Origin of the sequence: Microbacterium sp. MMO-56 (assembly GCF_037146215.1) — a bacterium.
Taxonomy (GTDB): Bacteria; Actinomycetota; Actinomycetes; order Actinomycetales; family Microbacteriaceae; genus Microbacterium.
Genome location: NZ_JBBCVW010000003.1, coordinates 276,781 through 303,763, shown reverse-complemented (window position 1 = coordinate 303,763; position 26,983 = coordinate 276,781). Strand labels below are relative to the sequence as shown.

Annotated in this window: 26 protein-coding genes and 1 pseudogene; 15 read left to right on the top strand and 12 right to left on the bottom strand. The window is 72.0% G+C overall.

Annotated elements, in window-relative coordinates:
• Positions 1 to 219 precede the first annotated feature (219 nt).
• A pseudogene (locus WFI00_RS04720) lies at positions 220 to 540 on the bottom strand (helix-turn-helix domain-containing protein); the annotation flags it as partial.
• A 66-nt stretch (positions 541 to 606) separates the two neighbouring features.
• On the opposite strand from WFI00_RS04720, the gene WFI00_RS04715 reads away from it, so the two are divergent.
• Positions 607 to 2,253, top strand: coding sequence for a bifunctional NAD(P)/FAD-dependent oxidoreductase/class I SAM-dependent methyltransferase (locus WFI00_RS04715; protein ID WP_336630817.1), 1,647 nt, complete (start codon positions 607 to 609; stop codon positions 2,251 to 2,253).
• 61 nt (positions 2,254 to 2,314) lie between these two features.
• Here the strand turns inward: WFI00_RS04715 and WFI00_RS04710 are convergent, their stop codons facing one another.
• Positions 2,315 to 2,959 carry a YdeI/OmpD-associated family protein gene (locus WFI00_RS04710; protein WP_336630816.1) on the bottom strand — a complete coding sequence of 215 codons (645 nt, stop codon included), beginning with the start codon at positions 2,957 to 2,959 and terminating at the stop codon, positions 2,315 to 2,317.
• A gap of 136 nt (positions 2,960 to 3,095) precedes the next feature.
• On the opposite strand from WFI00_RS04710, the gene WFI00_RS04705 reads away from it, so the two are divergent.
• Entirely contained in the window at positions 3,096 to 3,812 is a 717-nt protein-coding gene (locus tag WFI00_RS04705) for an ABC transporter ATP-binding protein (RefSeq protein ID WP_336630815.1), read from the top strand.
• Positions 3,809 to 5,209, top strand: a complete 1,401-nt coding sequence (locus WFI00_RS04700; protein WP_336630814.1) for an FtsX-like permease family protein — start codon at positions 3,809 to 3,811, stop codon at positions 5,207 to 5,209. Before WFI00_RS04705 ends, WFI00_RS04700 begins: the two co-directional genes overlap by 4 nt.
• A gap of 21 nt (positions 5,210 to 5,230) precedes the next feature.
• On the opposite strand, the gene WFI00_RS04695 is transcribed toward WFI00_RS04700, so the two are convergent.
• The gene (locus tag WFI00_RS04695) at positions 5,231 to 5,941 is read right to left on the bottom strand and encodes an NRDE family protein (RefSeq protein WP_336630813.1); all 711 of its coding nucleotides are present in this window, start codon (positions 5,939 to 5,941) and stop codon (positions 5,231 to 5,233) included.
• Between the two features lie 55 nt (positions 5,942 to 5,996).
• Between WFI00_RS04695 and coaBC the strand changes: the two genes are divergently transcribed.
• On the top strand, positions 5,997 to 7,298 hold the full coding sequence (coaBC, locus tag WFI00_RS04690) for a bifunctional phosphopantothenoylcysteine decarboxylase/phosphopantothenate--cysteine ligase CoaBC (protein WP_336630812.1): 1,302 nt from the start codon (positions 5,997 to 5,999) through the stop codon (positions 7,296 to 7,298).
• On the opposite strand, the gene WFI00_RS04685 is transcribed toward coaBC, so the two are convergent.
• The 3 genes from WFI00_RS04685 to WFI00_RS04675 form a co-directional block, all read right to left on the bottom strand.
• Complete coding sequence (locus tag WFI00_RS04685; RefSeq protein ID WP_336630811.1) at positions 7,231 to 8,493, bottom strand: MFS transporter; 1,263 nt, start codon at positions 8,491 to 8,493, stop codon at positions 7,231 to 7,233. The two genes, coaBC and WFI00_RS04685, sit on opposite strands and share 68 nt — an antisense overlap.
• Positions 8,490 to 9,143: a GntR family transcriptional regulator gene (locus tag WFI00_RS04680; RefSeq protein WP_336630810.1), complete on the bottom strand. Its 654-nt coding sequence runs from the start codon at positions 9,141 to 9,143 to the stop codon at positions 8,490 to 8,492. The genes WFI00_RS04685 and WFI00_RS04680 overlap by 4 nt, the downstream gene beginning before the upstream one ends.
• A 121-nt stretch (positions 9,144 to 9,264) precedes the next feature.
• Positions 9,265 to 11,385 (bottom strand): glucose PTS transporter subunit IIA, encoded by a 2,121-nt coding sequence (locus WFI00_RS04675; RefSeq protein ID WP_336630809.1) that lies wholly within the window; start codon positions 11,383 to 11,385, stop codon positions 9,265 to 9,267.
• 298 nt (positions 11,386 to 11,683) lie between these two features.
• Here WFI00_RS04675 and WFI00_RS04670 point away from each other — a divergent pair, with 298 nt between their 5' ends.
• From WFI00_RS04670 to WFI00_RS04650, 5 genes are all read left to right on the top strand, one after another.
• Positions 11,684 to 12,613 (top strand): lytic transglycosylase domain-containing protein, encoded by a 930-nt coding sequence (locus WFI00_RS04670; RefSeq protein WP_336630808.1) that lies wholly within the window; start codon positions 11,684 to 11,686, stop codon positions 12,611 to 12,613.
• A gap of 10 nt (positions 12,614 to 12,623) precedes the next feature.
• Complete coding sequence (locus WFI00_RS04665) at positions 12,624 to 13,163, top strand: NUDIX hydrolase (RefSeq protein WP_336630807.1); 540 nt, start codon at positions 12,624 to 12,626, stop codon at positions 13,161 to 13,163.
• A gap of 101 nt (positions 13,164 to 13,264) precedes the next feature.
• Entirely contained in the window at positions 13,265 to 13,435 is a 171-nt protein-coding gene (locus WFI00_RS04660) for a CsbD family protein (RefSeq protein ID WP_336630806.1), read from the top strand.
• A gap of 146 nt (positions 13,436 to 13,581) precedes the next feature.
• Positions 13,582 to 14,019 (top strand): DUF1622 domain-containing protein, encoded by a 438-nt coding sequence (locus tag WFI00_RS04655; RefSeq protein WP_336630805.1) that lies wholly within the window; start codon positions 13,582 to 13,584, stop codon positions 14,017 to 14,019.
• Positions 14,020 to 14,058: 39 nt separating this feature from the next.
• Positions 14,059 to 15,186, top strand: coding sequence for a hypothetical protein (locus tag WFI00_RS04650; protein ID WP_336630804.1), 1,128 nt, complete (start codon positions 14,059 to 14,061; stop codon positions 15,184 to 15,186).
• A 19-nt stretch (positions 15,187 to 15,205) separates the two neighbouring features.
• Here the strand turns inward: WFI00_RS04650 and WFI00_RS04645 are convergent, their stop codons facing one another.
• Positions 15,206 to 15,997, bottom strand: a complete 792-nt coding sequence (locus WFI00_RS04645; RefSeq protein WP_336630803.1) for a helix-turn-helix transcriptional regulator — start codon at positions 15,995 to 15,997, stop codon at positions 15,206 to 15,208.
• Positions 15,998 to 16,145: 148 nt separating this feature from the next.
• Between WFI00_RS04645 and WFI00_RS04640 the strand changes: the two genes are divergently transcribed.
• Positions 16,146 to 16,970, top strand: coding sequence for a class I SAM-dependent methyltransferase (locus tag WFI00_RS04640; protein ID WP_336630802.1), 825 nt, complete (start codon positions 16,146 to 16,148; stop codon positions 16,968 to 16,970).
• Positions 16,971 to 16,982: 12 nt separating this feature from the next.
• Here WFI00_RS04640 and WFI00_RS04635 read toward each other — a convergent pair whose 3' ends face one another.
• Both WFI00_RS04635 and WFI00_RS04630 read right to left on the bottom strand, forming a co-directional pair.
• Complete coding sequence (locus WFI00_RS04635; protein ID WP_336630801.1) at positions 16,983 to 17,282, bottom strand: hypothetical protein; 300 nt, start codon at positions 17,280 to 17,282, stop codon at positions 16,983 to 16,985.
• A 57-nt stretch (positions 17,283 to 17,339) separates the two neighbouring features.
• Complete coding sequence (locus WFI00_RS04630) at positions 17,340 to 17,918, bottom strand: GNAT family N-acetyltransferase (protein ID WP_336630800.1); 579 nt, start codon at positions 17,916 to 17,918, stop codon at positions 17,340 to 17,342.
• Positions 17,919 to 18,130: 212 nt separating this feature from the next.
• On the opposite strand from WFI00_RS04630, the gene WFI00_RS04625 reads away from it, so the two are divergent.
• Together WFI00_RS04625 and secA2 are read left to right on the top strand one after the other, a co-directional pair.
• Positions 18,131 to 18,775: a hypothetical protein gene (locus WFI00_RS04625; protein WP_336630799.1), complete on the top strand. Its 645-nt coding sequence runs from the start codon at positions 18,131 to 18,133 to the stop codon at positions 18,773 to 18,775.
• A gap of 106 nt (positions 18,776 to 18,881) precedes the next feature.
• A complete protein-coding gene (gene secA2 / locus WFI00_RS04620) occupies positions 18,882 to 21,209 on the top strand; it encodes an accessory Sec system translocase SecA2 (protein ID WP_336630798.1) in 2,328 nt (775 codons plus the stop codon).
• Positions 21,210 to 21,451: 242 nt separating this feature from the next.
• Here the strand turns inward: secA2 and WFI00_RS04615 are convergent, their stop codons facing one another.
• Positions 21,452 to 21,691 carry a hypothetical protein gene (locus WFI00_RS04615; protein ID WP_336630797.1) on the bottom strand — a complete coding sequence of 80 codons (240 nt, stop codon included), beginning with the start codon at positions 21,689 to 21,691 and terminating at the stop codon, positions 21,452 to 21,454.
• A gap of 484 nt (positions 21,692 to 22,175) precedes the next feature.
• Between WFI00_RS04615 and WFI00_RS04610 the strand changes: the two genes are divergently transcribed.
• Positions 22,176 to 23,510: an HNH endonuclease signature motif containing protein gene (locus WFI00_RS04610; RefSeq protein ID WP_336630796.1), complete on the top strand. Its 1,335-nt coding sequence runs from the start codon at positions 22,176 to 22,178 to the stop codon at positions 23,508 to 23,510.
• A gap of 56 nt (positions 23,511 to 23,566) precedes the next feature.
• The gene (locus WFI00_RS04605) at positions 23,567 to 23,887 is read left to right on the top strand and encodes a hypothetical protein (RefSeq protein WP_336630795.1); all 321 of its coding nucleotides are present in this window, start codon (positions 23,567 to 23,569) and stop codon (positions 23,885 to 23,887) included.
• A gap of 93 nt (positions 23,888 to 23,980) precedes the next feature.
• Here the strand turns inward: WFI00_RS04605 and WFI00_RS04600 are convergent, their stop codons facing one another.
• The gene (locus tag WFI00_RS04600; protein ID WP_336630794.1) at positions 23,981 to 25,849 is read right to left on the bottom strand and encodes a DUF2207 domain-containing protein; all 1,869 of its coding nucleotides are present in this window, start codon (positions 25,847 to 25,849) and stop codon (positions 23,981 to 23,983) included.
• 76 nt (positions 25,850 to 25,925) lie between these two features.
• Between WFI00_RS04600 and WFI00_RS04595 the strand changes: the two genes are divergently transcribed.
• Positions 25,926 to 26,357 (top strand): MarR family winged helix-turn-helix transcriptional regulator, encoded by a 432-nt coding sequence (locus WFI00_RS04595; protein WP_336630793.1) that lies wholly within the window; start codon positions 25,926 to 25,928, stop codon positions 26,355 to 26,357.
• 53 nt (positions 26,358 to 26,410) lie between these two features.
• On the opposite strand, the gene WFI00_RS04590 is transcribed toward WFI00_RS04595, so the two are convergent.
• A complete protein-coding gene (locus WFI00_RS04590) occupies positions 26,411 to 26,866 on the bottom strand; it encodes an Hsp20/alpha crystallin family protein (protein WP_336630792.1) in 456 nt (151 codons plus the stop codon).
• Positions 26,867 to 26,983 lie beyond the last annotated feature (117 nt).

The window sequence follows — 26,983 nt, the reverse complement described above, 5'->3', positions numbered from 1 at the left end:
GACCCCGGCCACCCGGAGCCCGTCGAGTCCGACGAGCAGGTCGCAGCGATCACAGTAGACAGCAGAACATGGGCGCGCGGCGGCGCAGCGCGTAGCATCAGGCACGGGTCGAGGTCTCCGGACGAACAGGTTGCTTGGTCGCTACCGATCCTCCGGGCCTCGACCCACCTCACCCCGTCACGCCACGCCCGAGCGCCTCACCCCACCCAGAATGCGCAGAGCCGGATAGACGATCTTCACCGCCTGCACGGGGGAATGCGCGAGCGTGAGCGGCGCGATCAGCATCCCGTCGCGGCGCTCCACGGCGCGACGGACCCGCGGATCGACGCTCTCTGCGGGCAGCAGGTCGTCGACGCGGATGCCGAGCCGTCGCGTCACCGGCAGGAGCAGCTCCAGCGAGGCCTGGCGCTTGCCGGATTCGAGGCGCGACAGCGTGCTCGCCGACACGCCCGCCTGCCGGGCGAGCTCGTCGAGCGTCCAGCCGCGCGCCTGGCGCGCGGCGCGCAGGCGCGGTCCGACGTGGGCGATCGGATCATCCATGCGCACATCTTGCCATTACCGCAAGATCGCTTGCAAGGACGGGATGCCGGTGGGAATGCTGGTGGCATGGACCTCACCGCACACACCGACCTCCGCCCGTGGGACGCCGTCATCGTCGGCGGGGGCGCCGCGGGCCTCAGCGCCGCACAGATGCTCGGCCGGGCGCGGCGACGCGTGCTCGTGGTCGACGCCGGGGAGCCGCGCAACCGCTTCGCCGCCCACATGCACGGCGTCCTCGGCCACGACGGCGCGGATCCCCGCGAGCTCCTCGCGCGAGGCCGCGACGAAGCGCGGCGCTACGGCGTCGAGATCGCGGCCACTCGGGTCGCCTCGATCCGGGACGAGGGCGGGACGCTGCGGGTCGAACGTGCCGACGGCGCGGTCGAACACACGCGCGCGGTCATCCTGGCCCCGGGCATCCGCGACGAGCTGCCCGCGGTCCCGGGCCTCGCCGAGCGGTGGGGGCGCGACGTGCTGCACTGCCCGTACTGCCACGGCTTCGAGGTCGCGGGCCGCGCCCTCGGCGTGCTCGCGACGAGCGCCCAGAGCCTGCACCAGCTCGAGCTCGTGCGTCAGTGGAGCGCGGAGGTCACCGCCTTCACCGCGGCGGTGGATCCCCTCCCCGACGACGTCCGCGCGCGATTGACGGCCCGGGGAGTCCGGATCATCGCGACGCCCGTGCGGGAGGTCGTGGCCGCGGACGCGGCGACCGGCACGACCGGCTCGACCGGCACGATCGACCGCATCGTCGGCATCCGCACGGTCGACGGCGTCGTCCACGCCGTCGACGCACTGTTCTGCGCCCCCGACCCCGTGATCGATCTGGGCTTCGCCGACGGATTGGGCCTCGCGCGCACCGACCTCCCGGGGTCGCCGCTCGCCGTCGACGCGCTCGGCGCCACGACGCACCCGCGCGTGTGGGGCGCCGGCAACGTCGTCGCCCCCTACGCCAACGTCCCCGTCGCGATGGCCGCGGGGTCGATGGCCGGCGCCGCGGTGAACGCGGCGCTCGTCGCGGAGGATGCGCGCGCGGCCGTCGCCGACCGCGCCCACGTCCGCGACGCCGCGTGGGAGGAGCGCTACGCCGCGTCCGACCGGGTCTGGTCGGGGCGTGTCAACGCGACGTTCGCCGCGATCGCCGAAGGCTTCGCGCCGGGCACGGCCCTCGACCTCGGGTGCGGCGAGGGCGGCGACGCCGTCTGGCTCGCCGAACGCGACTGGCGGGTCGTCGGCGTGGACGTCGCCGGCACCGCCGTGGAGCGCGCGCGCACCGCCGCCCGCGCGCGGGGGCTCGCCGATCGCGTGGAGTTCACGACGGATGCCGTCGAGGTCGCCGCGCCGGGCCGCACCTTCGACCTCGTGACCTCGAGCTTCCTGCACTCGTGGGAGTCCGACTTCCCGCGGATCTCCCTCCTCCGGCGCGCGGCGGAGCGCGTCGCACCGGGCGGACACCTCCTCGTCGTCTCGCACGCCACTCCGCCGCCCTGGTCGCACGACGGCGGGGCGGACGACGACCACGCCCCGCACCTGCGCACCCCCGCCGAGGAGCTGCCGCTGCTCGGCCTGGACCCCGCGGAGTGGATCCCCGAGATCGTCGAGGTGCGCACGCGCGAGGCACACGACCCGGACGGCGCACCGGTCTCCCTCGACGACGGCGTGCTCCTGCTGCGCCGGGTGGCTCGGGGCGCGGCGGAACCGGCGCGGGAGGGGTGACGCGCGCGGCGACCGCCGCTCGCCGGACGGACGCGTCAGGCCGAGGCGCCGGACGGACGCGTCAGGCCGCCGCGGCGGCCTCGGCGGCACGGCGCAGCCAGGACGGCGCGTCTCCGTACCGCTGGGGCGGCACCAGTCGCCCGGCCGCGCAGTCCTCGACGAGGGTCGCCAGTCGCGCCGCGCGCGTCTGTTCCCGCGCCGCACTGTGCACCCAGTTCGCGCAGGCGCGGCGGTATCCCGGCGTCGCCGCCTCCCAGAAGGCGCGCGCCGCGGGCACGGCGGCGACGGCCGCCGCCTCGGCCGCCTCGAGCTCGTCGCGCCTCTCGTGCGAGTACACCCCCGTGCGCGCCGGCCGTCGGCGCTCGTAGGCGGCGATCCCGGCGGGGTGCATCCGCCCCTCCGCGAGGAGCCGCTCGACGTGTGCCACGTTCACGACGCTCCAGGTGGATGCGGGGCGTCGGGGCGACCACCGCTGGGCGCGGACCCCGCCGATGTTCCGCGACGTCGAGTCGATCCAGCCGAAGCACAGCGCCTCGGGCACCGCATCCTCCCACGACAGGCCCGGCTCGGGATGCGCGCGGGGACGCCTCTCCACCCAGAGCTCGGTCGCCGTGGCGTGGTGCCGCGCGAGCCACGACCGGAACGCCGCCGCGTCCGGGAAGAACACGACCTCCACCGCCGTCCCGGCGTCGCCCTCGGCCTCCATGCCGCGACGGTACCACCCCCGCCCGACACGTCCACGGGCATCCGCCCGGCGGCCTGCCCAGGATCGTCCCCGCGACGGATGCCGCATACACCCCCCGGGCGACGACGCGGGCATCCGCGCCGCGAAGACTGGAGACATGCATACACCCCTCCTGTCCGCCACCGGCCTCGTCAAGCGCTACGGCGACCTCGTCGCCCTCGCCGGGGTCGACCTCTCGATCGCCGCCGGCGAGTCCGTCGCCGTGATGGGCGCGTCGGGTTCCGGCAAGACGACGCTGCTGCACTGCCTCGCCGCCATCGTCTCCCCCGACGGCGGCTCGGTGCGGCTCTCCGTGCCGGACGCCGCTCCCGTCGAGCTCGTCGGGATGGACGAGGATCAGCGCTCCGCCGTCCGGCGATCGAGCCTCGGCTTCGTCTTCCAGGAGCACCTCCTGCTGCCCGAGCTGACCGCCGTCGAGAACGCGGCCCTGCCACTGCTGCTGCAGGGGATGCCCCGAGCCCAGGCCGAGGCGCACGCCGCGGCATGGCTCGGCGCGCTGGGGCTGGCCGGCATGGAGCAGCGGCGCATCGGCCAGCTCTCCGGCGGGCAGGCGCAGCGCGTCGCCATCGCACGCGCCCAGGTCACCGGCGCCCCGATCGTGTTCGCCGACGAGCCCACGGGCGCCCTGGACTCCCGCACGTCGGCGGAGGTGATGACCGCCCTGCTGCACGCGACGACGGGCCAGGGGCGGAGCCTCGTCGTCGTGACCCACGACCCGGGAGTCGCGGCGCGCTGCGGGCGCACGGTCCGCATGACCGACGGGCGGGTCGTCCAGGACACCGCGGCGACCGGGATCGCGGGAGGCGCGCGATGAGCGCGCTCACCGCCCCGCTCCCCCTCGAGGCATCGCCCCGTCGCGGCTCGCTCGCACGCATCCTCACACTCACGACGCTGCTCGCCCGCCCCGCACGTCAGGGCCGCGCGGCCCTCGTGCTGCCCGTCGTCGCGTTCGCGGTGACGACGGCGATGCTGCTGGTCGTCGCCGGCGGAGTGCGCATGTTCTTCACCGATCCGCGTGCCGCGGGCGAGCTGGAGATGATCTACCGCGTGCTCAGCGCTCTCGCACTCGTCCTGCTCACGGTGCCGATCGCGACCCTCGGCGCCGCCGCTGCACGGCTCTCCGCCCGCCGGCGGAACGACCGCCTCGCGACGCTCCGCCTCCTGGGCGCCACCTCGGGCGAGGTCGGCGCGATGACCGTGATAGAGGCGGCCGGAACCGCCCTCGTCGGCGGCATCCTCGGCGTCGGGCTCTTCGCCCTCCTCCTGCCGCTCGTCGGGCTGCTGCCGTTCTTCGGCGGGCCGGTCGGCGCGGGAGCGCTGTGGCCGGGCGCGGGGATCGCCCTGGCCGCCGTGGCCGGTGTCGTCCTCGTCGCGACGGCGAGCGCGGCTCTCGGACTGCGGCGCGTGCGGCTGACACCGCTCGGCGTCGCCCGACGCACCGATCCGCCCCGCCGGCGCATCGCACTCCTCGTCGTCGGCGTCCTCGCGATCGTCGCGGTGGCCGTCGTCGTCTCGAACATCTCGGTCGTGGCGCAGGTGTGGGGCGCGGCGGTCGGTGTCGCGGTCCTGCTCGGCCTGTTCGGCGTCGCCCTCCTCGTCGTGAACCTCGTCGGCACCCCGCTCATCGCCGCCCGGGGCCGCGCCATGGCGCGTGCCACCTCGTCGCCGGCGCGACTGACCGCCGGGCGCGAGCTCGCCGCGCACGCGGCATCGGCGTGGCGGCGCGTCTCGGGCATCGCGATGATCGCGTTCATCGCGGTGGTCGGCGGCAGCGGTGCGAGCCTCGCGACCCTGGCCGGCGACGACGGGGCATCCGCGGTGCAGCGGGTGATCTTCGACGACATGCACACCGGGGTGCTGGTGACCCTCGCCGTCGGCTTCGCCCTGCTCGCGTGCTCGGTCGGGGTCACGCAGGCCGCCTCGGTGCTCGAGGATCGCGAGCTGATCGTGGGCCTCGACCGCCTGGGGATGCCCGTGCGCGAGCTGCGCCGCGCCCGCGCGCTCACGGTCATGGTGCCCCTGCGGTGGGCAGCGCTCGGGGGCGCCGCGGTGGGAGCCGTGCTCGCCCTGCCCGTCGTCGGCGTGACGGTGCTGGTCTCGCCGGTCTCCCTCGCCGTCATCGCCGGGACGTTCGTCGCGGGCATCCTGCTGGTGCGGCTCTCGCTCTCCGCAACCCGCCCCCTCGTGACGGCGATCCGCCGCGAGGCGTGACCCCGCCCCGCCGAGGCGGGGTCACGCGAGCCGGGGGCGGTTCCACTCCCCCGGCTCGTCGAACTCCCCGTACCGCACGTCGATGCCGTCGGCGCCGATCGAGGCGGTGCAGACCAGAAGCGAGAGCGTCGGGTATCCGAACGGCCTGTTGTCGCGCACGATCGCCCGATCGTCGGTCGGACCGACCGCGCTCGTACGCTCCAGGGTGTCGAGCCAGTCCTCCGCCCACCGGTCGGCGGTGGGCTCCGGAGCGGTGAAGGCGCCGCGCCAGGCGGCGATGCGCGCCGTCCCGGCGTCGTCGACGTCGTCATGCGCGATCATGTGGACGCCGGGGCCCAGCGCGACGGTCCGCAGCGCCGTGCCGTCCCACATCGTGACGGACGCTCCCGCCGCCGTCGCCTCGACGAGGTTGAAGCCGTGCGTCCCCGGCGGGTCGGCCGGCGCCCGCCCGGCGACGGCGTCGAGGACGATCCGGCCGCGCGAGAGCGGGGGCGCTCCGTCCTCGGGCAGGATGTCGGCACGATTGAGGATGACCGCGAGTCGCCCGGTCTCGGGGTCGGCGGCCAGCCAGGCGCCGCCGGCGCGCCGGTCGCGCACTCCGCGCACTCCGGGGAGCTCCGGCCACCACGGGCCCAGGGGATCCCACGCCCGCGCCGGGTCCTCGTCGCGCACGGCGAGCAGGCGCACCGGGGCACCCGGGACGCCCGGGACGTGGACGATGACGGTGCACACAGCGCGGTCCCTCTCTGTCCGCCGTCCCGCCGCGGCGGCGTGGGAGGATCGGACCATGTTCGTTGTCGTGGGCGTGACGGGCGGCATCGCCGCGTACAAGACGGTGCACCTCGTGCGCGCCCTGGTGACCAACGGCCACGAGGTGCACGTTGTTCCCACGGCGGACTCGCTGCGCTTCGTCGGGACGACCACGTGGGAGGCCGTCAGTAGGCATCCTGTCACGACGAGCGTGCACGACGACGTCGCCGAGGTGCGCCACGTCGCCCTCGGCACCTCGGCCGACCTCGTGATCGTCGCGCCGGCCACGGCGAACACCCTCGCCCGTATGGCGGCCGGGATCGCCGACGACCTGCTGGGCGTCACCCTGCTCGCGACGACCGCACCGGTGGTCGTCGCCCCGGCCATGCACACCGCGATGTGGGAGCATCCCGCCACGCAGACGAACGTCGCGGCCCTCCGGGCGCGCGGAGTGCACGTCGTCGGACCGGCGGACGGGCCGCTCACCGGGGGCGACAGCGGGCCGGGCCGCATGGTCGAGCCCGACGAGATCGCCGCCGCGGCGCTCTCGATCGCGGCGGACACCGCTCGCGCGGCCGACGCGGATCTCGCGGGCCTGCGGATCGCGGTCTCGACCGGCGGGACGCGCGAGCCGATCGATCCCGTGCGCTTCCTCGGCAACCGCTCCAGCGGACGGCAGGGGGCGCAGCTCGCCCTCGCCGCGGCCGACCGCGGCGCCGAGGTCGCCCTGGTGGCCGCTCACGTCGATGACGGCGTGCTCGACGCGGCGACACGCCACCCGCGGATCGGGATCGTGCGCGTCGGCACGGCCGCCGAGCTGGCCGAGGCCATGACGCACGCCGCGGCGGCGGCCGATGCGGTGGCGATGGTCGCCGCCGTGGCCGACTTCCGCGTGGCGTCGGTCTCGGCGGAGAAGCTCCGCAAGGAGGACGGCGTCCCGCGGCTCGATCTGACGCCGAATCCCGACATCCTGGCGGGCCTCGTGGCGACGCGCCGACCGGGTCAGGTCGTCGTCGGCTTCGCGGCCGAGACCGCGGGGGACGACGGAGAGCTGCGCGAACGCGGACGACGCAAACGCGCCCGCAAGGGTGTCGACCTCCTCGCCGTGAACCGCGTGGACTGGAACACCGGGTTCGAGAGCCCCGACAACCGCGTCCTGCTGATCGACGCGGACGACATGGTCGTCGCCGACGTCGCCGGCACGAAGCGGGTCGTCGCCGACGCCGTCTGGGACGCCGTCCGCACCCGGCTCCCGGGCGGGGCCGGGCGGACTACCGGGCGGGATCGGTCCGGGCGGGAAGGTGACGGCGCCAGCTCGCCGCCACCAGACCGAGACTGAGCGCGGCGATCACCGCACCGGCCAGGAACATCGTCGCGTAGCTCAGCCACGCACCGAGGGCCGCGAGGATGGCCGGGATGAAGAAGCCCAGGTACGTCAGCGAGTAGAACACCGCGGTGAGGCCGGCGAGGTCGTCCGGTCCCGCGATGCGCTGGATCTCGCGCAGCCCGCCGACCAGCAGCATGCCGTACGACGCGCCCAGCACGGCCGCCGCCACGAAGGCGACGAGGAGCGACTGCGTCGCCACGGCGAGGGCGGCGAGCACCATCGCGGGGATCGTCACGGCGAGGGCGACTCCCACCCCGCGCGCCGAGGTCGGCGTGTCCACGCGCGAGGCGAAGCGCTGCACGCCCGCCCCGCAGCCGAGGGCGACGACGCACAGAAGTCCCGACACGGCCACCTCGTGGCCCGGGACCTGGGCGGCCATGAGCGCGGGGAGGATCGCGTAGGCGCTCGCGGCGGTGCCGAACACCCACGGGGCCACCGGGGCGACGACCAGCAGGAAGCGCAGGTGCATCGCGGTCGGGATGCGCAGGTCCCTGAGCAGGGATCCGCCCGCGACGCGGCGCGGACGGGTCTCGGGGGCGCGCAGCAGCACGACGAACGAGGCGAGCGTCACGGCGATGTGCACGAGGTAGGGCGACGCCGTCGGGATCGGTCCGAACTGGGCGAGGGCGGCCGCGACGCCGGCACCGAGAGCGAACCCGGTCGTCAGCGCCAGGGCGGCGCGCGAGGCTCCTCGCCCGTCGACGCTCGCCGCGTCGAACGGAGCGTCCGAGAGCTCCTTGACCCAGCTGGTCCCCACGGCCATCACGAGGCCGAGCGCGACCCCGGACAGGACGCGCCCGGCGAACAGCAGGGGCGCCGACCCCGCGCCGGCGGCCAGCAGCGCGCTGCCCGCCACCGCGATCAGCGGCGCCGGGACGAACAGGGGCCGCCGCCCGAACCTGTCCGAGAGCGGCCCGCCCAGAAGCAGCGCCGGCACGATGCCGAGAACGTACGCGGCGAGGAGGATGTTCACGGTGACGGCGCTCATCTGATCCACCTGGCGGTACATGATCAGCAGCGGGGTGAACTCGTTGCCGCCCCAGGCGACGGCGAACAGCGCCGCGCCCACGCTCAGCCAGGGCGCGAGGCGGCGGGGCGCGCGGGCCGGGCGCTCGGCGGACACCGGGACGGTCGAGGTCGCGCTCACGAGAGCAGCTCCCGGTGGGTGTTGCGGATGTGCCGCGCCAGGGCGACCTCGAACGCCGTGACGTCGCCGTCGCCGATCAGGCGGATGAGCATCTCGTGGTCCTCCAGCACACGCTCGGTGCGCTCGTCTCGACGCCAGAGCGAGCGCGCGACCATGCGCCGCTGCCGATCGCGCAGCGAGCCGAAGAACCCGGCGAGCAGCGCGTTCCCGCCCGCCTCGACGATCGTCGCGTGGAAGGCGGTGTCCGCATCGGCCACCCCGGACAGGTCGCCCTCGACGTGGGCACGTCGCTGCCGCTCGACGATGTCGCCGAGCTCTGCGGCGACACCGTCGCTGCGTGCGGCGTCGCGCACCAGCCGGCGCACGGCATCCGTCTCGATCAGCACCCGGGCCTCCACGACGTCGTCGAGCTCGCGCGGCTGCACGTCGATCACGAGCGCGCCCCGTTTGGGATACAGACGCATCCAGCCCTCGGCCTGCAGACGCAGGAAGGCTTCGCGCACGGGGGTGCGACTCATCCCGAGCGCGTCGGCGATCGCCCCCTCGCTGACCATCGTCCCGCCCGGCAGCTCGCCGTCGAGGATCCTCTCTTTGAGATCCGAGTACGCGGCATCCGCCGCCGATGTCGTGTCGTGCGCGTTCGCGATCATTTCTCCGGCCCGTCCTGGTGAACGACATAGATACTACTCGCATGCCAAGGAGTCGGACACCCCGGACGCACGAAGGCCGGGACGTCGCCGTCCCGGCCTTCGGTGAGCGCACCGCGCGCAATCAGTCCTTCTTCTGGATGTCCAGCAGCGGGTCGCCGTGGTGGACGGCTCCGAGCTCCACCGGGTCGACGGTGTCGAACGTGTCGCCGTTGAGGACGATGACGGGGGTGATGAGCGGATAGCCCGCCTTCTCGATCACGGCACGGTCGAACGTCACGAGCGGCGTGCCGGTCTCGACGCGGTCACCGCCCGCGACCTTGACGTCGAAGCCCTCGCCCTTCAGATTGACGGTGTCGATGCCGACGTGGATGAGGACCTCCGCGCCGTTGTCGAGCTGGAGCCCGAAGGCGTGGCCCGTGGGCTGCGCGGCGACGACGACGCCGGCACCCGGGGCGTAGACGGTGTCGCCCGTCGGCTCGATCGCGACGCCGGGCCCCATCACGCCGCCCGCGAAGACGGGGTCGGGGACCTGGTCGAGTGCGACCGCCGTGCCGTCGAGCGGCGACGCGACCTGGATGAGAGCACCGACATTCCGGGTCTCGCCGCCCGCGCGGGTGGCCACGGCGGTCGCGGCGCCGGCCGACGCCGGTGCCGCCGCTCCGCCGGGAAGGAGGTCCGAGCCGCCCGCGACACCGGCGAGCGAGGCCTTCTCGTCCGCGGTGTCGGCGGCGAGGGCCGCCCCGCCCACGACACCCGCCGCGGCGGGCTCCGGGTTCTTGTACCCGGACACCATCACCAGGAGCATGGCCACGACGAACGCACCGGCCACGGCGATCAGGTAGAGACCGATCGGATCGAAGGCCGGGATCGTCAGCAGCGAGGTGAAGACGAACGCCTGCGTCGTGATGCCGTTCTTGAGGCCCAGGACCAGCGAGCCGATCCCGATGATGAGTCCGCCCGTGAGGCATCCGACCAGCATCCGCGGATAGATCCGCTTGTACCTCAGATGGATGCCGTAGAGGGACGGCTCCGAGATGCCGCCGAGCAGACCCGCGGCGAGCGCGCCGGTCGCGGTCTGCTTCATCTGCTTGTCCTTCTCGCGCCAGGCGAGGATCAGCACTCCGGCGGTCGCACCGAAGCACGCGAAGTTCCACGCGCCCATGGGGCCCTGGATGAAGTCGTAGCCGAGGGTCTGGATGTTCAGCAGCATGATCGCGTTGATCGGCCAGTGCAGACCCAACGGCACCATGAAGGGGTAGGCCAGCGGGATCACGATCGCGAAGATGAACGGCGAGAACGTGTTGATCGCGCTCAGCGCGTTCGCCAGCGCCGCGCCGGCGTACACGCCGATGGGGCCGATGAGGAAGGCGGTCAGCGGAATCATGATGAGCATCGAGAGGAAGGGCACGAAGATCAGCTGGATGTTCTCCGGGATGACCTTCTTCAGCCCCTTGTAGACGAGCCCGAGGACGGCCGCCATCAGCAACGGCGGGAACACCTGTGATCCGTAGTCGAAGATCGTCAGCGGCATGCCGAACACGGAGACGGTCGTGATCTCCTTGCCGGCGAACACGATCTGCTGAGCCTGGTCGCTCTGGCCGAGGGCGGTGAACCCCGGGAGCATGACGACGGCCATGATGGCGAACCCGACCCACGGGTCGGCGCCGATCTTCTGCGACGCGTTGTAGGCGACCATCAGCGGCAGGAAGATGAAGACGCACTGCCACATCAGGTTCACGAACGCCCACGACGGCGGCAGCGTCACGCCCGGGGAGTTCCACGCCGGGATCCAGCCGAGGGTCGCGGCGAGGGCCATGAACGTGATGAAGAGGGATGCGCCGAGCAGCGCTCCCAGGATCGGGCGGAACGAGTCGGAGAGGAACTCGAACAGGGTGTCCAGCCACGCGTTGGTGCCGCGCGGGCCCTTCGCGCGCTCGCGCGCCTTGATGTCGGCGATGCTCTCGCCGTCGCCGCCGCCCGCGGAGCCACCGCCGGCCATGACCGGCAGCGCCATGATCTCGTTGTAGACGGTCTGCACGCCGCCGCCGATGACGACCTGGAAGCGATCGCCGGCCTGGGGCACCGCTCCGAGCACCCCGGGGATCGCCTCGACGGTGGCCTTGTCGACCCGGTCCCCGTCGTTCAGCTGGAAGCGCAGTCTGGTCGCACAGTGCGTGAGACTTGCGATGTTGCCGGGGCCGCCGACGGCGTCGACGATCTCGGCTGCGGAATTGGATGCCATGTGCCTCTCCCTGTGTTCACGACCCATGGGTCGCCGGTGAGGCGCTGAGTACGTCGCCTCTGAGATGTCGCCTCGACCGCGACTCTATACCGGCCTCCGGGTGCCGAAAAGGGCGTCGGGATCGTGATAAATAGCCCGATTTCGCCGCCTGAGCCAGTGCTGCACTCAGGAAACGTTCAGGTTTCACACCCGTTCCGTTCAGAGAGCGTTGTGAAACTGTGACCTTCGTGCCCGCCCGAGGGCGCACATCGCGGCTCCCACCCGACGACCGCGGTGCTGATTCACCGGAAGCCTCTCTATGCCTCGTTCGCCTTTCCGCTCTGCCACGCCCCTGCTCCTGTGTGCGGGCCTCATCGCCGGGATGGTCACCACGACCGGCGCCGCACTCCCCCAGGTCGCCGACGGAAGCGGTGTGGCCGGAGCCTCGGCGGAGCACGCCCAGGCCATCTCCGCGCCGCTCAGCTCCATCACGGCGCGCGCGCAGGACACCCTCGACGCCGCCCGCGTGGCGATCGCGGATGCCCGGACGGCGACCACCGACGTCGCGATGTCCGGTCTCACGCTGGCCACGCCCCGCACCGACATCGACACCGATGCCCTGAGTGCCTACGTCGACAAGCTCTCGTCCATCGACGTCACGCCCACGCTCCTCGTGCCGGCCCTGACGGTCGACGCCTCCAGCGAGCTGCAGGCGGTGCGCGAGAAGACGGCGGCGCTGCGCGGTCAGCTCGACGCCGCGAAGGCGAAGAAGGCCGAAGAGGAAGCGGCCGCCAAGGCCGCCGCCGAAGCCGCCGCCGCCCAGGCCGCGGCGGAGGCCGCCGCCGCGCAGGCCGCCGCCGAAGCGGCAGCCGCTCAGGAGGCCGCGGCCGCCGAGGCCGCCGCGTCGAGTTCGCGGTCGTCCGCGCCGTCGGTCGACGTCAACGTCGACCCCGGGTCCGCCCAGGGCATCGGCCGCTCGATGGCCGCCGGCTACGGCTGGGGCGACGACCAGTTCTCCTGCCTCCTGGCGCTGTGGAACCGCGAGTCGGGCTGGCGCGTGAACGCCGCCAACGGCAGCGGCGCCTACGGCATCCCGCAGGCGCTGCCCGGCAGCAAGATGGCCTCGGCCGGCGCCGACTGGGAGACCAACCCCGCGACGCAGATCGCGTGGGGCCTCGGCTACATCTCGGGTCGGTACGGCACGCCGTGCGGCGCCTGGGACCACTCCGAGTCCGCCGGCTGGTACTGAACCGACCCGGATGACCTGGGAGACGCGGGCGTCGCGCACCGTCTACGAGAACCCCTGGATCCGCGTCGACGAGCACGACGTCGTCGGACCGCACGGTGACGGCATCTACGGCGTCGTCGAGATGCGCCACCCGGCGGTGTTCGTGGTCGCACTCGACGACGCGGACCGGGTCTGTCTCGTCTCCCTCGAGCGGTACACGACCGGCACCTCCCTCGAGGTTCCGGCGGGGGGATCGGACGGCGAGGACCCGCTGGTCGCGGCTCGGCGCGAACTGGCGGAGGAGACCGGGTACGTCGCCGGCGACTGGACGCCGGTCGGCCGGATGAACGCCCTGAACGGGATCGCCCGCGCGGCGGAGCACGTCTTCCTCGCCCGCGGTCTCGAGCGCGTCGAGGACGCGTCCGCCTCCCAGCGCGAAGAGGGCATCGACGAGGTCCGCTGGGTGCCCTTCGGCGAGGTGCTCGCGATGATCCGCCGCGGGGAGATCAGCGACGGCGAGACGATCGCCGCCCTCGCGCACGTGGGCATCCATCTCGGCCGCTTCGCCTGACCTGCGACGTCTACCCCTTCGCCTTTCGCCCGTCAACCCACTGCCCCGGACGCGACGTCGCGCCTAGCGTCGATCGTGCAGTCCAGAGAAGGGAAAGTGCCATGGGTTTCGACGACAAGATCAAGAACGCGGCCGAGGATCTCGGCGGCAAGGTCAAGGAGGGCGTCGGCAAGGTGACGCACAACGAGCGCCTCGAGGCCGAGGGTGAGGCCGACCAGGCCAAAGCCCACATCAAGAAGGCCGGCGAGGACGTCAAAGACGCCTTCAAGTAATCCCGCTCGCAGACCACGACGCCCCCACCCTCGCGGATGGGGGCGTCGTGCTGTGCACGCGGCCGTAGAGTGATCCCAGATCGTCGTCGGGAGAGCGGATGACCGGCCCGCGCCGGGCGGCCTGACACGCAGGAGCGGAGGGCCCCGTGGGTGAGAGCATCGAACCCTTCTTCACGCTGATCGCCGTCGTCTTCGAGGCGACCGGGGCGGTCGCCATGGTCGTCGGGTTCGCCGTCGCCGTCGTCCTCTCCGTCCGTTCGCTCCGCCGCACGGGCGATGGACGCGCCGCCTTCCTCCTCCTGCGCAACACGCTCGGAGCCGCGATCCTGCTCGGCCTGGAGGTGCTCGTCGCGGCCGACCTGATCCGGACGATCACCTCGAAGCCCTCGATCGAGGATGCCGTCATCCTCGGCATCATCGTGGTGATCCGCACGGTGCTCTCCATGTCGATCCAGATCGAGATCGACGGCACGCTCCCGTGGCGGCGCGCCCTGCTCACCAGCGGCGGACAGGTGCTCGCCCAGGCGGTCACGCGCGAGCGGGCAGCCGCGCGCGGCGAGACCCCGGGCGACAACGCGGTCTGACCGGGCGGGCATTCAGGGCCGTGCGCCTAGGCTGATGCCGTGTCGACCCTCACCGCGGCGAGCGCGCCCGCTCCGCCGCCGGCGACGCCGTCCACGCGGCGGACGGCGGGCCCGATCCGCCGCTGGATCGTCCTCGGCGCGGCAGTCGTGTTGGGCCTGGCCACCCTCGCGCTCGCACTGCTGCTCGCGGTGGACGACGCGTCGAACGGCACCGCGACCGTCCTGATCGGGGCCTCCGACAGTCGCTCGCTCGCGGCGATCGCGGTCCTCGCGGCTCTCCTCTCTCTCACGGTTGGACTGTGCGCGGTACCGGTGTCGCGACGGTGGCTGATCCTCCTCGTCCCCGCGCGCGTCGCCGCCGTCGCCGCGACCGCCCTCACGGCGTTCGTCGGAGCCCTGACCTCCGGCGCGACCGCCGTCGCCCTGATCAGCGGCGGATGCGACACCGGCTACGTCGTGCGGGAGGACTCGTTCCTCCTCGCGGGCTGGGGAACGGTCTCCCGCCTCGACGGCATCCTCGCCACGCGCGTCGCCTCGACCACGGGAGACGACGGCTATCGCCCCTTCTCCGAGGGCGCCTACACGGTGATCGAGGACGGGGGGATGCTCCGCGTCTGGTACGACGGCACGCGACCTCTCGAGGCGTCGCCGATGATCCCGAAGGGCGATCCGGCGTTCGTCGTCCCCGCGCTGACCGACCGGTCGCGCACGTGCGGGCTCGACGTCGGCACCCGCGCGCCGCACACGCCGATGCCGTCGGGCCCCGCCGCAACGCCCTCGCCGGTGCCGGCGGCGACTCTTTCGGAGGCGCGCGATGCTCTGGCCGAGCGCGCCTCGGCGACGCTCGCCGCCGCCGTCGCCCCGGTGCGCGACGCGGCCGGTGCCGCTCCGGACGCCGGAGCCCTCTCCCCCGAGGAGACGTCGTGCGACGCCGGCGGCGCGCGCCTTGCGCTCGCGCTCGATCTGACGACCGGCGACAACGCCGCGTCGCTGGATCGGATCCTCGCGGAGTGGGACGACGCCGGGTACTCCCCCGACCGGGCCATGCAGGAGGACATCCGCTACAGCGATTCGCTCCCCGTCGAGAGACTGAGCGTCCGCGACACCACCACGATCGACGGCCAGCTGCACGTGCGGATGGCCACGCGCTGCGTCCCGGCGGGCTGAGGGCCCGTGCCGGCAGCGGTCAGCCGGCGTACCAGAGCGTCATCCGAAGGCCGTCGTCGGGGAGGTACAGCACGTCGTATCGGCGCGCGACGACGTCCCCCTCGTCGGTGCGCAGGTGACGGAGCGATCCCCGCCGCCGCTCGACCAGATGCTCGTTCCACCATCCGTCGAACAGCGGGCTCCGCGACCGGAGCTCGCTCGTGAGCGACTGCAGGTCGGGGTTGCTCAGATCGTCGGCGTTCGCACTGCGCAGGTGCGCGACGGCGCCGCGCGCGATCTCCTCCCACTCGACGAACCGGTCGCGCGCGCGGGGGTCGGTCATCAGGTACCGACAGGTGTTGCGATCGGCCGGAGCGAGATCCCCGATCCCGGCGTAGAGGGCGAGACCCTCGGCGTTCGCGGCGACCATGGTGCTGAGCCGGTCCAGGATGTAGGCGGGGTTCGGGCTCACCGCCTCGACGAGTGCCGCCAATCGGGCCCGCGCGCCCGGGTCGTCCGACCCGGCCCGCACGCCCGGGTCCTCCGACCCGGTCCGCACAGAGGCGACCCCGGGACGGAGCCGGAAGAGATGGTCACGGGCGTCGCGCGACAGCCGGAGAGCGCGGGCGAGCGCTTCGAGCACCGCGTCGCTGGGATGCCCGACGCGCCCCTGCTCGAGGCGCGTGTAGTAGTCGACGCTGATCCCGGATGCGGCGGCGACCTCCTCGCGCCGCAACCCGCTCGTGCGGCGGCGAGGGTCGGCCCCGTCCGCCGACGCGAGCGCGGGATTCGTCCGTCGTGCACGGAGGAAGTCGCCGAGCTCGTTGGTCATGGCGTGATCCTTCCTCTGCCTGCGTGCGCGTGAACCGGGGCCCCGGAGGGAGGGGGTCTGCCGGTCCTAGGACGAGCGCGGTCTTCCTCGGGAGCGCACCGGCGAGGAGGCTGGGTCCCGACATCCACGACGACCTTCAGGAGAGCTTATGACGAGCTACACCCACGGGTACCACGAGTCGGTGCTCCGCTCACACCGCACACGTACCGCGCAGAACTCGGCGGCGTATCTGCTGCCCCACCTGACCCCGGGCGATCATCTCCTCGATGTGGGCGCCGGGGCGGGCACGATCACCGCCGACTTCGCCGAGATCGTCGCCGCGGTGACCGCGACCGAGATGGGCGAGGACGGCCTGGCCGTCACGAGGGCGGAGCTCGCCGCACGCGGAGCCGGCGGCGTCGACCTCCGCGTCGCCGACGTCCACGCGCTCCCCTTCCCCGATGACACGTTCGACGTGACGCACGCCCATCAGGTGATCCAGCATGTCGCCGACCCCGTGCGGGCGCTCCGCGAGATGGCGCGCGTCACGAAGCCCGGCGGCATCGTCGCGGTACGCGACAGCGACTACTCCGGGTTCGCCTGGTGGCCGAGGGTGCCCGCGCTCGACCGGTGGCTGAACCTGTACCGGATCGCCGCCCACGCCAACGGCGGCGAGCCCGACGCCGGTCGCCGCCTACTGGCGTGGGCGCACGCCGCGGGTCTCTCGGACGTCGTGGCCTCCTCCAGCACCTGGTGCTACGCGACTCCGGCCGACCGCGCATGGTGGGGCGGGATGTGGGCGGACCGCATCCTCGACTCCGCGATCGCGGACCAGCTCCTGGGATCGGGCAACGCCACGGTCGAGGACCTGCAGGGGATCAGCGAGGGGTGGCGCGAGTGGGCGGCTGACCCCGACGGGTGGTTCTCGCTCCTGCACGGCGAGATCATCGTGCGCGTCGGCGGGGGTGACGCGTCCGACTCGTCCCCGGCGTGACGGCGTGCCGGATCAGGGATCCTCGGTGAACGAGACGGGGGTCCCCGTCCTGCGGGCGTGGTCGATCTCCCGCCGCGTCGATTCGCCGATGTAGCCGCCGGGGTTGACCACCAGGACACGATCCGCCACGTCGATCTTGCTGATGTGCAGCGCGTCGAGCACGACCTTCTGGTCGTCGGAGACGGCGCCGGTCATCTCGCCCGGCGCGAGCACGATGATCCCGCGGAGTGTCAGGTCACGGGTCGCGTCGCGCATCTCCTGGACGAATCGCGACGAACCGCAGATGCAGACGATCTCCGGACGCTCGGGCACAGCTCAGTCTCTCATCGGGCACACGCGGAGTCGGGATGACGTCCCCCTGCGGCTCACTCATGCCGGCAGGACGGGCCTCACGTACCGGCGGCAGACGTAGACGCGCCGAAACCGTTCACGCATGCGGACCTCGTCTTCGAGACGCCCGTGCATGAATGCGATGACAGGTGCGCTGAGTCCGTCGGGTGTCGCGAAGTCGGAGCCGTCGACGTCGTGCGCATACACGTGCAGGTACGGACTCTGCTCGGTGAAACCGTTCCGCCGATACCAGCGGTTCGCCGCCGCATCCTCTCGCGTCCAGGCATCCAACGTCAGGACGTCGGCGGACGCGAGGCGAGGAAGCGCGTCGTGGAGAAGCGCCGTCGCGATACCCGCACCCTGGTGATCGGGGTGGGTGGCGATCGTGTCGATCGTCGCCGCCGATCCGTCGATCTCGATGTCCAGGATGCCGACGACCTCGCTGTGCGCCCCCACCGCCACCAACGAGATCGACGGATCCGTGAGGACCCGGCGACGCGGTGCGACGTCGTCGTAGTACTGGGTATCCAGGAAAGACAGGACGCGGCAGCGAACCCAACCCCGTTCGTCGGAGGGGTGGTAGGGGCGCACCGCCAGGGGCGCGGAGCTCGAGGACATGCGCGATCCGATCATCGAGAACGCGGTCGCGCGGGGTCGCGGCGACCGCACGGCGTGACGTGGCCGGGAAGGCTCATCGTACGGTTCCGTCGGAGCGAGCGGCACCGCCCGTCGTCGGCGCTGATTGATCCTGATGCCGCAGCCGAGCTAACTGCTCGAGCTCGACGGACCCCACTGGCGCCCCCGCCGCGACTCGGGCGACAATGGCGTATATGCGATCGGAGCAGCCGACCCCGGGAAACCCGTGGCCCCGAGAGATGACGTTCGAGGTCGACGACCGACCTCATGCGCTCCTCGAGCTGCTGTGGCTGCGGGAGGCGTACGACCTCGAGGTGGGAGGCGACGCGCCGCCCCCGCTGGTCGATACCCCGGCGCCCGCGGCCCGTCCGATCGATGCGCAGGAGCGTGCGCGGTGGGAGAGCGCGTGGATGCCGCTGTGGACGGCCGTCACCGAACACGCCGGGCGCCCGAAGGACGGGGACCTCTTCGATCAGCTGGCGCTGACCGGCGATGGATCCCCGGAGCGTGCGGACATCCTCGAGCGCCTGACCGGCCCGTCCGGGCGGAACATCATGGGAGCCGAGGCCTTCGACGACCCCTCCCACCTCGAGTGGGATCGGCGGGGGTTCGACGCACACGTGGCGTCCCGTCCGCAGGCCCTCGCCGAGTCACCCGAGAGGCGCGACCTGGACGCTCTCGTGCCCGCGTGGCGACGAGGACTCCTGAAGGTCGTCACGATCCCGTGCCGCGGCACCTACACGCGCAGCCTCGGCTCGTCGGCACTGCTCATGACGGGCGGGACCCGTGCCGACAGCTCCGCCTACCGGAGCGCTCTCGACGGATTCGCCACGTCCTGACGGGCGGGCGACTGGTGCACGCGCTGTCCGCTGGCGAGCCCGGGACCACTCGCCGAAGACCGACAGGGCGATCGCTACCGGGACGACGATCACCACCCGTGTTTGGATGGTTCCCATGGCAACGTGGCTCGCACGCGCGCTTCGGGCCCCGGGCTCGGTGTCTTTCCGTCGCTTCAGCCGCATCGTCCGAGAAGCCGTCAGCTTGAACGCGTGGGCTGCCGATCTCGACGATGCAGCCATCGCGCGCGCTGTCGCCGACGAAGCAGCTGCGGCCGACCGCGTCGGTGCCGGGCCATCCGCGATCCTTCTGGCCTCACTGAGCGCTGCGGCGGAGCGCTCGCTGGGACAGCGACCCTTCGAGCAGCAGCTTCTCGCGTGCTGCGCACTCTTGACGAGACACGCCGTCGAGCTGGATACCGGAGAAGGCAAGACGCTGGTCGGCGCCCTTGCCGCGGCGGGATTCGCGGCGGCCGGGCATCGGGTTCACGTGCTCTCGGTCAACGACTATCTGGCGCAACGGGATGCGGAGTGGATGGGTCCGCTCTTCGATCTGCTCGGGCTCACAGCCGGCTGGGTGGGCCAGCACACGCCGCACGCATCGCGGCGGGAGGCCTACCTTCGTGATGTCGTCTACGCGCCGGTGAGCGAAGTCGGCTACGACGTGCTGCGAGATCGCTTCGCAACGGCGGAGTCGGAGCGGGTCGGCCCCGTGCACGATGTCGCCATCGTGGATGAAGCCGATGCGGTCATGATCGACGAGGCCATGTCGCCGTTGGTACTCGCGGGATCCTCAGAGGACGAGCTCGAGGACTTCGCCCTGGCCGATCGCCTCGTCGCCGCGCTGGATGACGGTGTTCACTTCTCCATGGACGCCGACCGCGCGACGGTCTCTCTCACCGACGCGGGGATCGAGGTGCTCGAACAGAGGCTCGGCGGGGTGAACCTCTACGACATGCCCCACACGGACACCCTGACTCGGATCAACCTCGCGCTGCATGCGCACGTCCTGGTGCAACGCGACGTCGATTACCTGGTGATCGATGACGAGATCACGCTCATCAATACAGCCCGCGGACGGCTCGCGCACCAGCAACGATGGCCGGATGGGCTCCACGCCGCGATCGAGGCGAAAGAGCATCTCCCGATCTCGTCGCCGGGCGTCATCCTGGACACGCTGACCGTCCAGGATCTGTTGCGCGAGTACGCGGTGCTCGTAGGCATGAGCGGTACCGTCGGCGCCGTTGCCGACGAGCTCGCGGAGTTCTACTCGCTTCGGGTCGGCCGCATCGACCGGAGGCTGCCGAACCTGCGAATCGACCACCCGCAAGAGGTGTTCCTCGATGACCGCGCCAGAACTGACGCGGTCATCGCCGCCGTCCGCGGCTGTCATCAGTCGGGTCAGCCGATTCTCGTCGGGACCCAGAGCGTCGCCCAGTCCGAGTGGGTGGCGGCGTGCCTGGCCGAGCACGGCATCGAGGCGCGACTACTCAATGCCCGCAACGACCGGCACGAGGCATCTGTGATCGCGGGCGCAGGCGAAGTCGGCGCGGTCACGATCTCGACGCAGATCTCGGGCCGTGGCACTGACATCCGGCTCGGGGGATCTGACGAGCACGACCACGACCACGTCGCCGATCTCGGAGGGCTCGCTGTCGTACAGGTCGGCCGATACCCGTCGAGTCGTCTCGATGCGCAGCTGCGCGGCCGCTCCGGCAGACAGGGAGATCCCGGCACGACCAGGACGCTCGTCGGTATGCAGGATGAGCTCGTGCAGGCGAACGCACCGGACTACCTGCTCGAGAAGATCCGCCGCTACGGGAAGAACCTCGACCAGCGCGCTCGAGGGCGAATCGTGGACAAGGCGCAGCGCATCGCCGAAGGCATCCGCCGCGACCGGCACCGCGACACCTGGGACTTCACCCGCGCGATCGCGCGACAGCGCGCGACCGTGCTCGCAGATCGCGCCGACATCGCCGACGGCGTCACCGTCCTCACCGATATCGTCGACCGGATCCCCGAGAAGATCACGGCGCTCACCGCGGCATCGTCCGAACAGGTCGTCGCGCAGCTGGTTCGATCGGTCGCTCTCTGGTGTGTGGACGAACAGTGGTGCACCCATCTCGCACGGTTGAGCGAGATCCGTGACGGCATACACCTGCAGGCCCTCGCCGGCGTCAATCCCCGAGACGAGTTCCACCGCATCGCTCTTCGCGAGTTCCACGGGTTCTTCGCTGAGGTCAACACCCGCGCCGCCGACATCATCCAGACCGTGACGACCGACCAGCTCAACCAGGACATCGGTGCGCTCGGCCTGCGGCGCCCGTCGGCGACGTGGACCTACATGGTCTCCGACAATCCGCTCGGCACCCCCATGGACCGAGCCGCTCGCGAGGCCGGCAAGTGGTGGAGGTCCCGCGTCCTCCACATCGAGTAGGGCGGCCATCTGCGCGGCGACATCTTGGCTCCGAGTCGGCTCGGGCCCGTCCCGGACATGTCTGACCACCCTGGGCACACAGGAGCCGGCCGCTCAGCGTCCAGGCGAGAAGTGACCGAGCTCGAGATAGCCCGCACGATGGAAGGCGGCGAGCCCGAGTGGCGCATCACCGCCTGCGACTCGGAATCCGACGAGCACTCGGTTCAGATCGTGCACTGATGTCACCCTTGACCCGGAGCCCCCTACCCCCCGCCGTCCGGCAGCACGGCGCAGGACGCGTCGGCTGTCTGCGCTGCGACCTCGGCGCGCACCGCGACGCCCTCCGTCGTCCCCTCGACGATGTAGACGATTCCCTCCTGCGCGCCCGCGGCCGGGATGCACCCCACGATCGCCGACTGGATGCGGGGATCATCGGGGACCGCCGCCACCGAAGTAGAGATGAGATCGGCGGTCGGATTGTTCCTCAGGGAGGTATCACCCACCGTAGAACGCTCATGACCCGACCTCCAGATCGACAACGGTCGCAATCGACAAGGGGCGGCGTCGATCTGCTCGCTCTGCTTGCCCGCGAGCTCCTCCCGCCGTGAAGCATTCCTACGCGGCGCGCCGAACATCGGTCAACTGGAGTGATACACGACACATCCGACACACGCGGATCGACGAAAGTATGAAGTCACAGAAAGGTAACGGAATCCCCTTGTGGACCGTTACCTGGCCGTTATAGAGTGCTCGCACGGTAGTTGTTTTGCTGTGGCAGCTACCGGCATGTGATTGCAGGACACTCTTGGTGCAAGGGACAAGGGCCGGTCGGAAGCCTCTCCGACCGGCCCTTACTCTGTCCCCCGTCGGCGGCGGCTGCGCCGTCAATTCCTCCACAGGCTCGCGCTATCGGGACTTGTCCACATCTCGGCGCTGACCGGGGATTCTTCGGTGGCGATGTCGGACCCCCCGAGCATGATGGAGGGTATGAAAGCCACCGATGCAGCGCCGAGCGAAGACCCGCCGGGTCTCGACGCCATCGTCGCTGGCCTCGTGGACACGCGGCGTCGTATCGCCGAACTCCAGGCTGAAGAGGTGCGTCTTCTCCACGCCGCCCGCGAGTATGCGATCGCACGGATGGCGACTCCGACGATCGACCCGGAGCAGCCGCGGGACGTGCCGCTGCGGTCGGTCGCGGCGGAGATCGGCACCGCGACCGTCCAGTCGGACCGGACGGTCCAGACGCGGATGGAGGACGCCGCCACCCTCATCGAGGACTTCCCCTCGACCTGGCGCGCACTCCGGGCGGGGCGAGTGAGCCGGGCGCACGCGGGAGTGATCGCGGATGCCGGCGCCGCCCTCCCCGAGGCCGATGCCCGGGCCCGGTACGAGGACGCTGTCCTCCCCATCGCGGAGCGGGAGACGGCCGGGCGACTGCGCCCCCTCGCCCGCCGGTGCGCACAGCGCACCCACCCGATCCCGATCGACGAACGCCACCGCGCCGCCGCACGCACACGTCGGGTCTGGGTGACCGATCTGGACGACGGCCTGGCCGAGCTCGGCCTCCGGGGTCCGGCGCACCTCGTCCGCGGGGCCCACGACCGTCTCACCCAGCTCGCCTCCGCGGTGATCGACGCCCGCCGGCACGCGACACCGACCGCGGACCCCGAGGAGACACATCGACTCGACGGGATCGGGCCGGTGACGGAGACTCCCGTGGAGCCGGATCGACGGTGCATCGACGAGGTGCGCGCCGACGTGGCACTCGATCTCCTGCTGACCGGGCACGGCGATGCGGCCGACAGCGCCGCCTCCCCGCCGGTCGACGAGGCCGTGCACGCGCGCATCCAGGTCACGATCCCCGTGGCCACCCTGACGGGTCTCGCCGACGAGGCGGGTGAACTCACCGGCCACGGAGCGATCGACGCACGCACCGCCCGCGGAATCGCCGCCACGGCCCGCGGCTGGGATCGACTGTTCGTCCACCCGACGAGCGGCGCCGTCCTCGCGGTGGACCGCTACCGCCCCACGAGCGAGCAGCGCCGGATGCTGCGCGCCCGCGACGAGCACTGCAGGTTCCCCGGATGCCGGCAGCCCACCCCACGGTGCGACATCGACCATACGGTGGCACGCGCCCACGACGGTCCCACCGAGATCGCCAACCTCGCGCACCTGTGCCGACGGCATCACATCCTCAAACACCACTCCGCCTGGCGGGTGCGCCAGCGACCCGGCGGGGTCCTGGAGTGGACGAGTCCCACCGGCCGGGTCTACGACGACCGCCCGGCGCGCACCCTCACGTTCGAACCGCCGCCCTTCTGATCAGGGCCGTCGCCCGGCCATCGCCCGGCCATCGCTCGTCGTGATGGAATGTCAGCATGCACGACAACGCGCTCTCGATCGTCCTGGACGGCACTCCCGACCTGCCGAGCGCCATCCTGCAGGCGCTCTATCGCATCACCGGACGATCGACGGTCGAGCTCCGGCGCGACATCCTCGCAGGCGAGGCCGTCTACACCGCGCCCCTGTTCGGCACCGACCACATCGACGTGGTGCCGAGACTCGAGAAGACGATCGCCTACCTCACCGACCTCGGCGCTCCCTTCCGGATCGTCGAGTGGGTCGACGGCGTGAGCGACGAGATCTCCGCCGACACGATGCGGGACATCCTCGAGGGGACCGCCGGCGAGTTCGCCTGACCCACGGGATCGACCAGCGGGATCCACCGCCGGGATCGACCCGCCGGACCACCCCGCCGGCATCACCCCGCGGACATCACCCCAGGAAGGGCGTCACACCCCGCCGCCGCCTCCTCCGCCGCCACCGCCGCCCGCGGAGCCGCCGCCGCCCGAACCGCCCGAGGTCGACGACGACGAGGACGCGGCTGCGGAGAGCGACCCGATCCCCGCCGAGAACGCCGACGCGTCGAACGCTCCTGTGCCGTAGTACCAGTAGGGGCCCGCGGCACCCACCGCGGTGTACAGCACGGCGAGCTCGCGCGACCACTCCTTCTCCTGCCCGAAGACGACGGCGTACGGCAGCAGCTTCTCGTACAGCTCGAGCTTCTGGCGGGGGTCGGTGACGTCGACCGGGGCGCGCTCGGCTCCGCGCGGCGATTGCAGCATGCGGATGCGATCCGCCTCCGCCCACTGGATGAACTCCTCGAGGCCCCGCAGATGGTCGCGAGCCTCGGCCCCCGCCGCGCTCAGCGGGCGACGGACGACGAGCGCGATGACCAGAAAGAGCACGAGCCCGGACCCGATGATCACCAGCACCGGCACGACCTCGCGCGTACCGCGACCGATCGCGAGCATGCCCAGCACGAAGACGAGCGCCAGCGAGAGCAGCGCGACCCCGATCGGCAGTGCGCGCGCACCGGCGCGGACGGTGCGCCGCATGCCCCGGGCCGTGAGGTCCTTGTCCGCCGCGGTGAGGATCTTCTGCGCGGCCGAGGAGAAGCGCGTGTCCTGCGAGCCGAACTCGTACCTGTCGCCGGGCGCACCGCCGGGGAACAGGCCGTCGAGCAGCATCCGCCCGTCGCCGTCCGCGCGCGTCGGATCGATGAGCTCGGCGGCCAGCTTCGTCTTGCCGTTCCATCTCCGCTCGCCCTCGACGATGCGGATCGAGCCCGCAACGGCCTGCTCCAGCACTTCGGCGGGGATCGCCTTCGACCGCTGCTGCAGCAGCACCGCGCTCTGCAGGGCATCCAGACCTCTCGGCGGGTCGTACTCCGCGATGATCGTCGGCCGCCCGGGCTCGTCCGCGAGGCCGCGCCGCCGGGCGCGGATCGCCAGCACGCCCGCACCGACGACGCCGAGTCCGGCAATCGCCTGCAGCCATCCGAACGGGGTGGCGAGGTAGGTCGAGTCGAACACCGTGAACGCGCCGGGGGCGAACCCGACCGCCATCGTCAGCGTCTCGTAGGGGGCCAGCGCACCGGACTGCGCCGTGATGACCACGCCGCCGCCGTCCTCGTCCGACGACGTGATCGAGGCGCACTCCGCCGTCGCCCCCTGCGCACCCTGGTAGCAGGACTCCCGCCCGGTCAGCGCGCCGGCCAGCTCCGCCGGCACGTGCAGGCGGGCGGTGACCGAGCCGAACGGCTGCGCCCAGTCCACGCCGTTGACATCCCAATAGAACTCCAGCCCAGTGTCGGGGAAGTCCCACGTCACGTTCTCGAGCGTGTACGTGATCACGTACGTCTGACTGCCGTGCACGTACCCGTCCGCGCGCGAGACGACGGAGAACTCGTCGTCGACGTCCTCGACCTCGGATGCCCGCGGCGCGCCGTTCTCATCGGTGACCGACACGAGCCGCGCGTGCAGGGGCTGGTCGTTGTACGTCGCCGGGATCGCGCGCCGGATGCCGCGGTTCTGATCCGTCTGCGGGAAGTCCGCGACGATCGTCTCGACCACCCGCAGCAGGCTCGAGCCGTCGTCGGCGCGGGAGAGCGTGTAGTCGGCGTCGAAGGAGTCGAAGCGGAAGTCGTCGACATCCGCCGGGCGCACGCTCAGCACCGACACGGCCGACGGAGCCGACCCCGCACCCTCACGCGCTCCCACGAGCGCCGGCGTCGCCGCCGCCCCCGTCAGCACCAGCGTCACGAGGAGGCCTCCGACGACGGCGGCCAGGGCGGTCAGGGGGCCACGCATCCGGCTCATGCCCCCACCCTAGGCTGTGGCGCCGGGGCCTCCGTGCGGGCGCCCCGCCGGGCTCGGCGCTACTACAGTGGACGCCATGACCGACCGCCGCCTCGCCATCGCCGCGTGGGAGAGCCTCTTCCGCGCGCAGCACGAGGTGCTCCGCGATATCAGCGGCGACTTCCACGACGACGACCTGTCCCAGGCCGAGTACGACGTGCTGCTGACGGTGACCCGCGGCGATGCCCGCAGCGCCCGGTTGCGCGACGTGACGGCGAACATGCTCATCAGCCAGCCGAGCGTGTCGCGCCTCGTCGATCGGATGGTCGCCCGGGGCCTTCTCACCAAGTGCCCCGACCCGCAGGACGGGCGTGGCGCGATCGTGCGCGCCACCGATGCCGGCGCCGCCGCCTTCCGCCGCGTCGCGACCACGCACGGCCGATCCATCGCGGATCGGATGTCGGCCCTCGACGAGGACGAGCTCGGCCAGCTCCAGGCGCTCACCGCGAAGCTCCGCCGGAACGGCTGAGCCGGACGCGCGACAGCCCCGATCCGATGCGGATCGGGGCTGTCGCGCGCGTGTCACTGCTCGACGGGCTGCGGCTCCTGCGAGCTCTCGTGAGCGCGGATGGTCGGGGCTCCCGCGTCGGAGACGACCTGCACCTTGCGGGGCTTGGCCTTCTCGCTCACCGGGATCGTGACCGTCAGCACACCGTTGCTGTAGGTCGCGGCGATCCCCTCGGTGTCGATCCCCTGGCCGAGGTTCAACTGGCGCAGGAAGCTCGCGGCCTCGCGTTCGCGGGTGATCCACTTCACTCCGTCACCCTCGGGGAGCGTGCGCTCGGCGCGGATCGTCAGCAGCTGGCCGTCCACGTCGATGTCGACCGACCCCGGGTCGATCCCCGGCAGGTCGGCACTGAGCACGTAGTGGTCGCCGTCGCGGTAGAGGTCCATCGGCATCCGGCGCGGGCCGCGACGCGTGTCGAGGAGACTCGACGCGAGGCGGTCGAGGTCACGGAACGGATCGTATGTGGCCATCGTTCTCTCCTTGTCTCTCGGATCTGAAACTTGAGTCACATGGACTCAACTAAGCTCAGATTAGCACTCGGGCATGGAGAGTGCCAACGGTTCTCGGACGGCGAACATCACCTCGCC

Coding starts and splice junctions, on each gene's coding strand:
- WFI00_RS04715 (WP_336630817.1), top strand. CDS start 607: ATGGACCTCACCGCACACACCGACCTCCGCCCGTGGGACGCCGTCATC.
- WFI00_RS04710 (WP_336630816.1), bottom strand. CDS start 2,959: ATGGAGGCCGAGGGCGACGCCGGGACGGCGGTGGAGGTCGTGTTCTTC.
- WFI00_RS04705 (WP_336630815.1), top strand. CDS start 3,096: ATGCATACACCCCTCCTGTCCGCCACCGGCCTCGTCAAGCGCTACGGC.
- WFI00_RS04700 (WP_336630814.1), top strand. CDS start 3,809: ATGAGCGCGCTCACCGCCCCGCTCCCCCTCGAGGCATCGCCCCGTCGC.
- coaBC (WP_336630812.1), top strand. CDS start 5,997: ATGTTCGTTGTCGTGGGCGTGACGGGCGGCATCGCCGCGTACAAGACG.
- WFI00_RS04680 (WP_336630810.1), bottom strand. CDS start 9,143: ATGATCGCGAACGCGCACGACACGACATCGGCGGCGGATGCCGCGTAC.
- WFI00_RS04675 (WP_336630809.1), bottom strand. CDS start 11,385: ATGGCATCCAATTCCGCAGCCGAGATCGTCGACGCCGTCGGCGGCCCC.
- WFI00_RS04670 (WP_336630808.1), top strand. CDS start 11,684: ATGCCTCGTTCGCCTTTCCGCTCTGCCACGCCCCTGCTCCTGTGTGCG.
- WFI00_RS04665 (WP_336630807.1), top strand. CDS start 12,624: ATGACCTGGGAGACGCGGGCGTCGCGCACCGTCTACGAGAACCCCTGG.
- WFI00_RS04660 (WP_336630806.1), top strand. CDS start 13,265: ATGGGTTTCGACGACAAGATCAAGAACGCGGCCGAGGATCTCGGCGGC.
- WFI00_RS04645 (WP_336630803.1), bottom strand. CDS start 15,997: ATGACCAACGAGCTCGGCGACTTCCTCCGTGCACGACGGACGAATCCC.
- WFI00_RS04640 (WP_336630802.1), top strand. CDS start 16,146: ATGACGAGCTACACCCACGGGTACCACGAGTCGGTGCTCCGCTCACAC.
- WFI00_RS04630 (WP_336630800.1), bottom strand. CDS start 17,918: ATGTCCTCGAGCTCCGCGCCCCTGGCGGTGCGCCCCTACCACCCCTCC.
- WFI00_RS04625 (WP_336630799.1), top strand. CDS start 18,131: ATGCGATCGGAGCAGCCGACCCCGGGAAACCCGTGGCCCCGAGAGATG.
- secA2 (WP_336630798.1), top strand. CDS start 18,882: ATGGTTCCCATGGCAACGTGGCTCGCACGCGCGCTTCGGGCCCCGGGC.
- WFI00_RS04610 (WP_336630796.1), top strand. CDS start 22,176: ATGAAAGCCACCGATGCAGCGCCGAGCGAAGACCCGCCGGGTCTCGAC.
- WFI00_RS04605 (WP_336630795.1), top strand. CDS start 23,567: ATGCACGACAACGCGCTCTCGATCGTCCTGGACGGCACTCCCGACCTG.
- WFI00_RS04600 (WP_336630794.1), bottom strand. CDS start 25,849: ATGAGCCGGATGCGTGGCCCCCTGACCGCCCTGGCCGCCGTCGTCGGA.
- WFI00_RS04595 (WP_336630793.1), top strand. CDS start 25,926: ATGACCGACCGCCGCCTCGCCATCGCCGCGTGGGAGAGCCTCTTCCGC.
- WFI00_RS04590 (WP_336630792.1), bottom strand. CDS start 26,866: ATGGCCACATACGATCCGTTCCGTGACCTCGACCGCCTCGCGTCGAGT.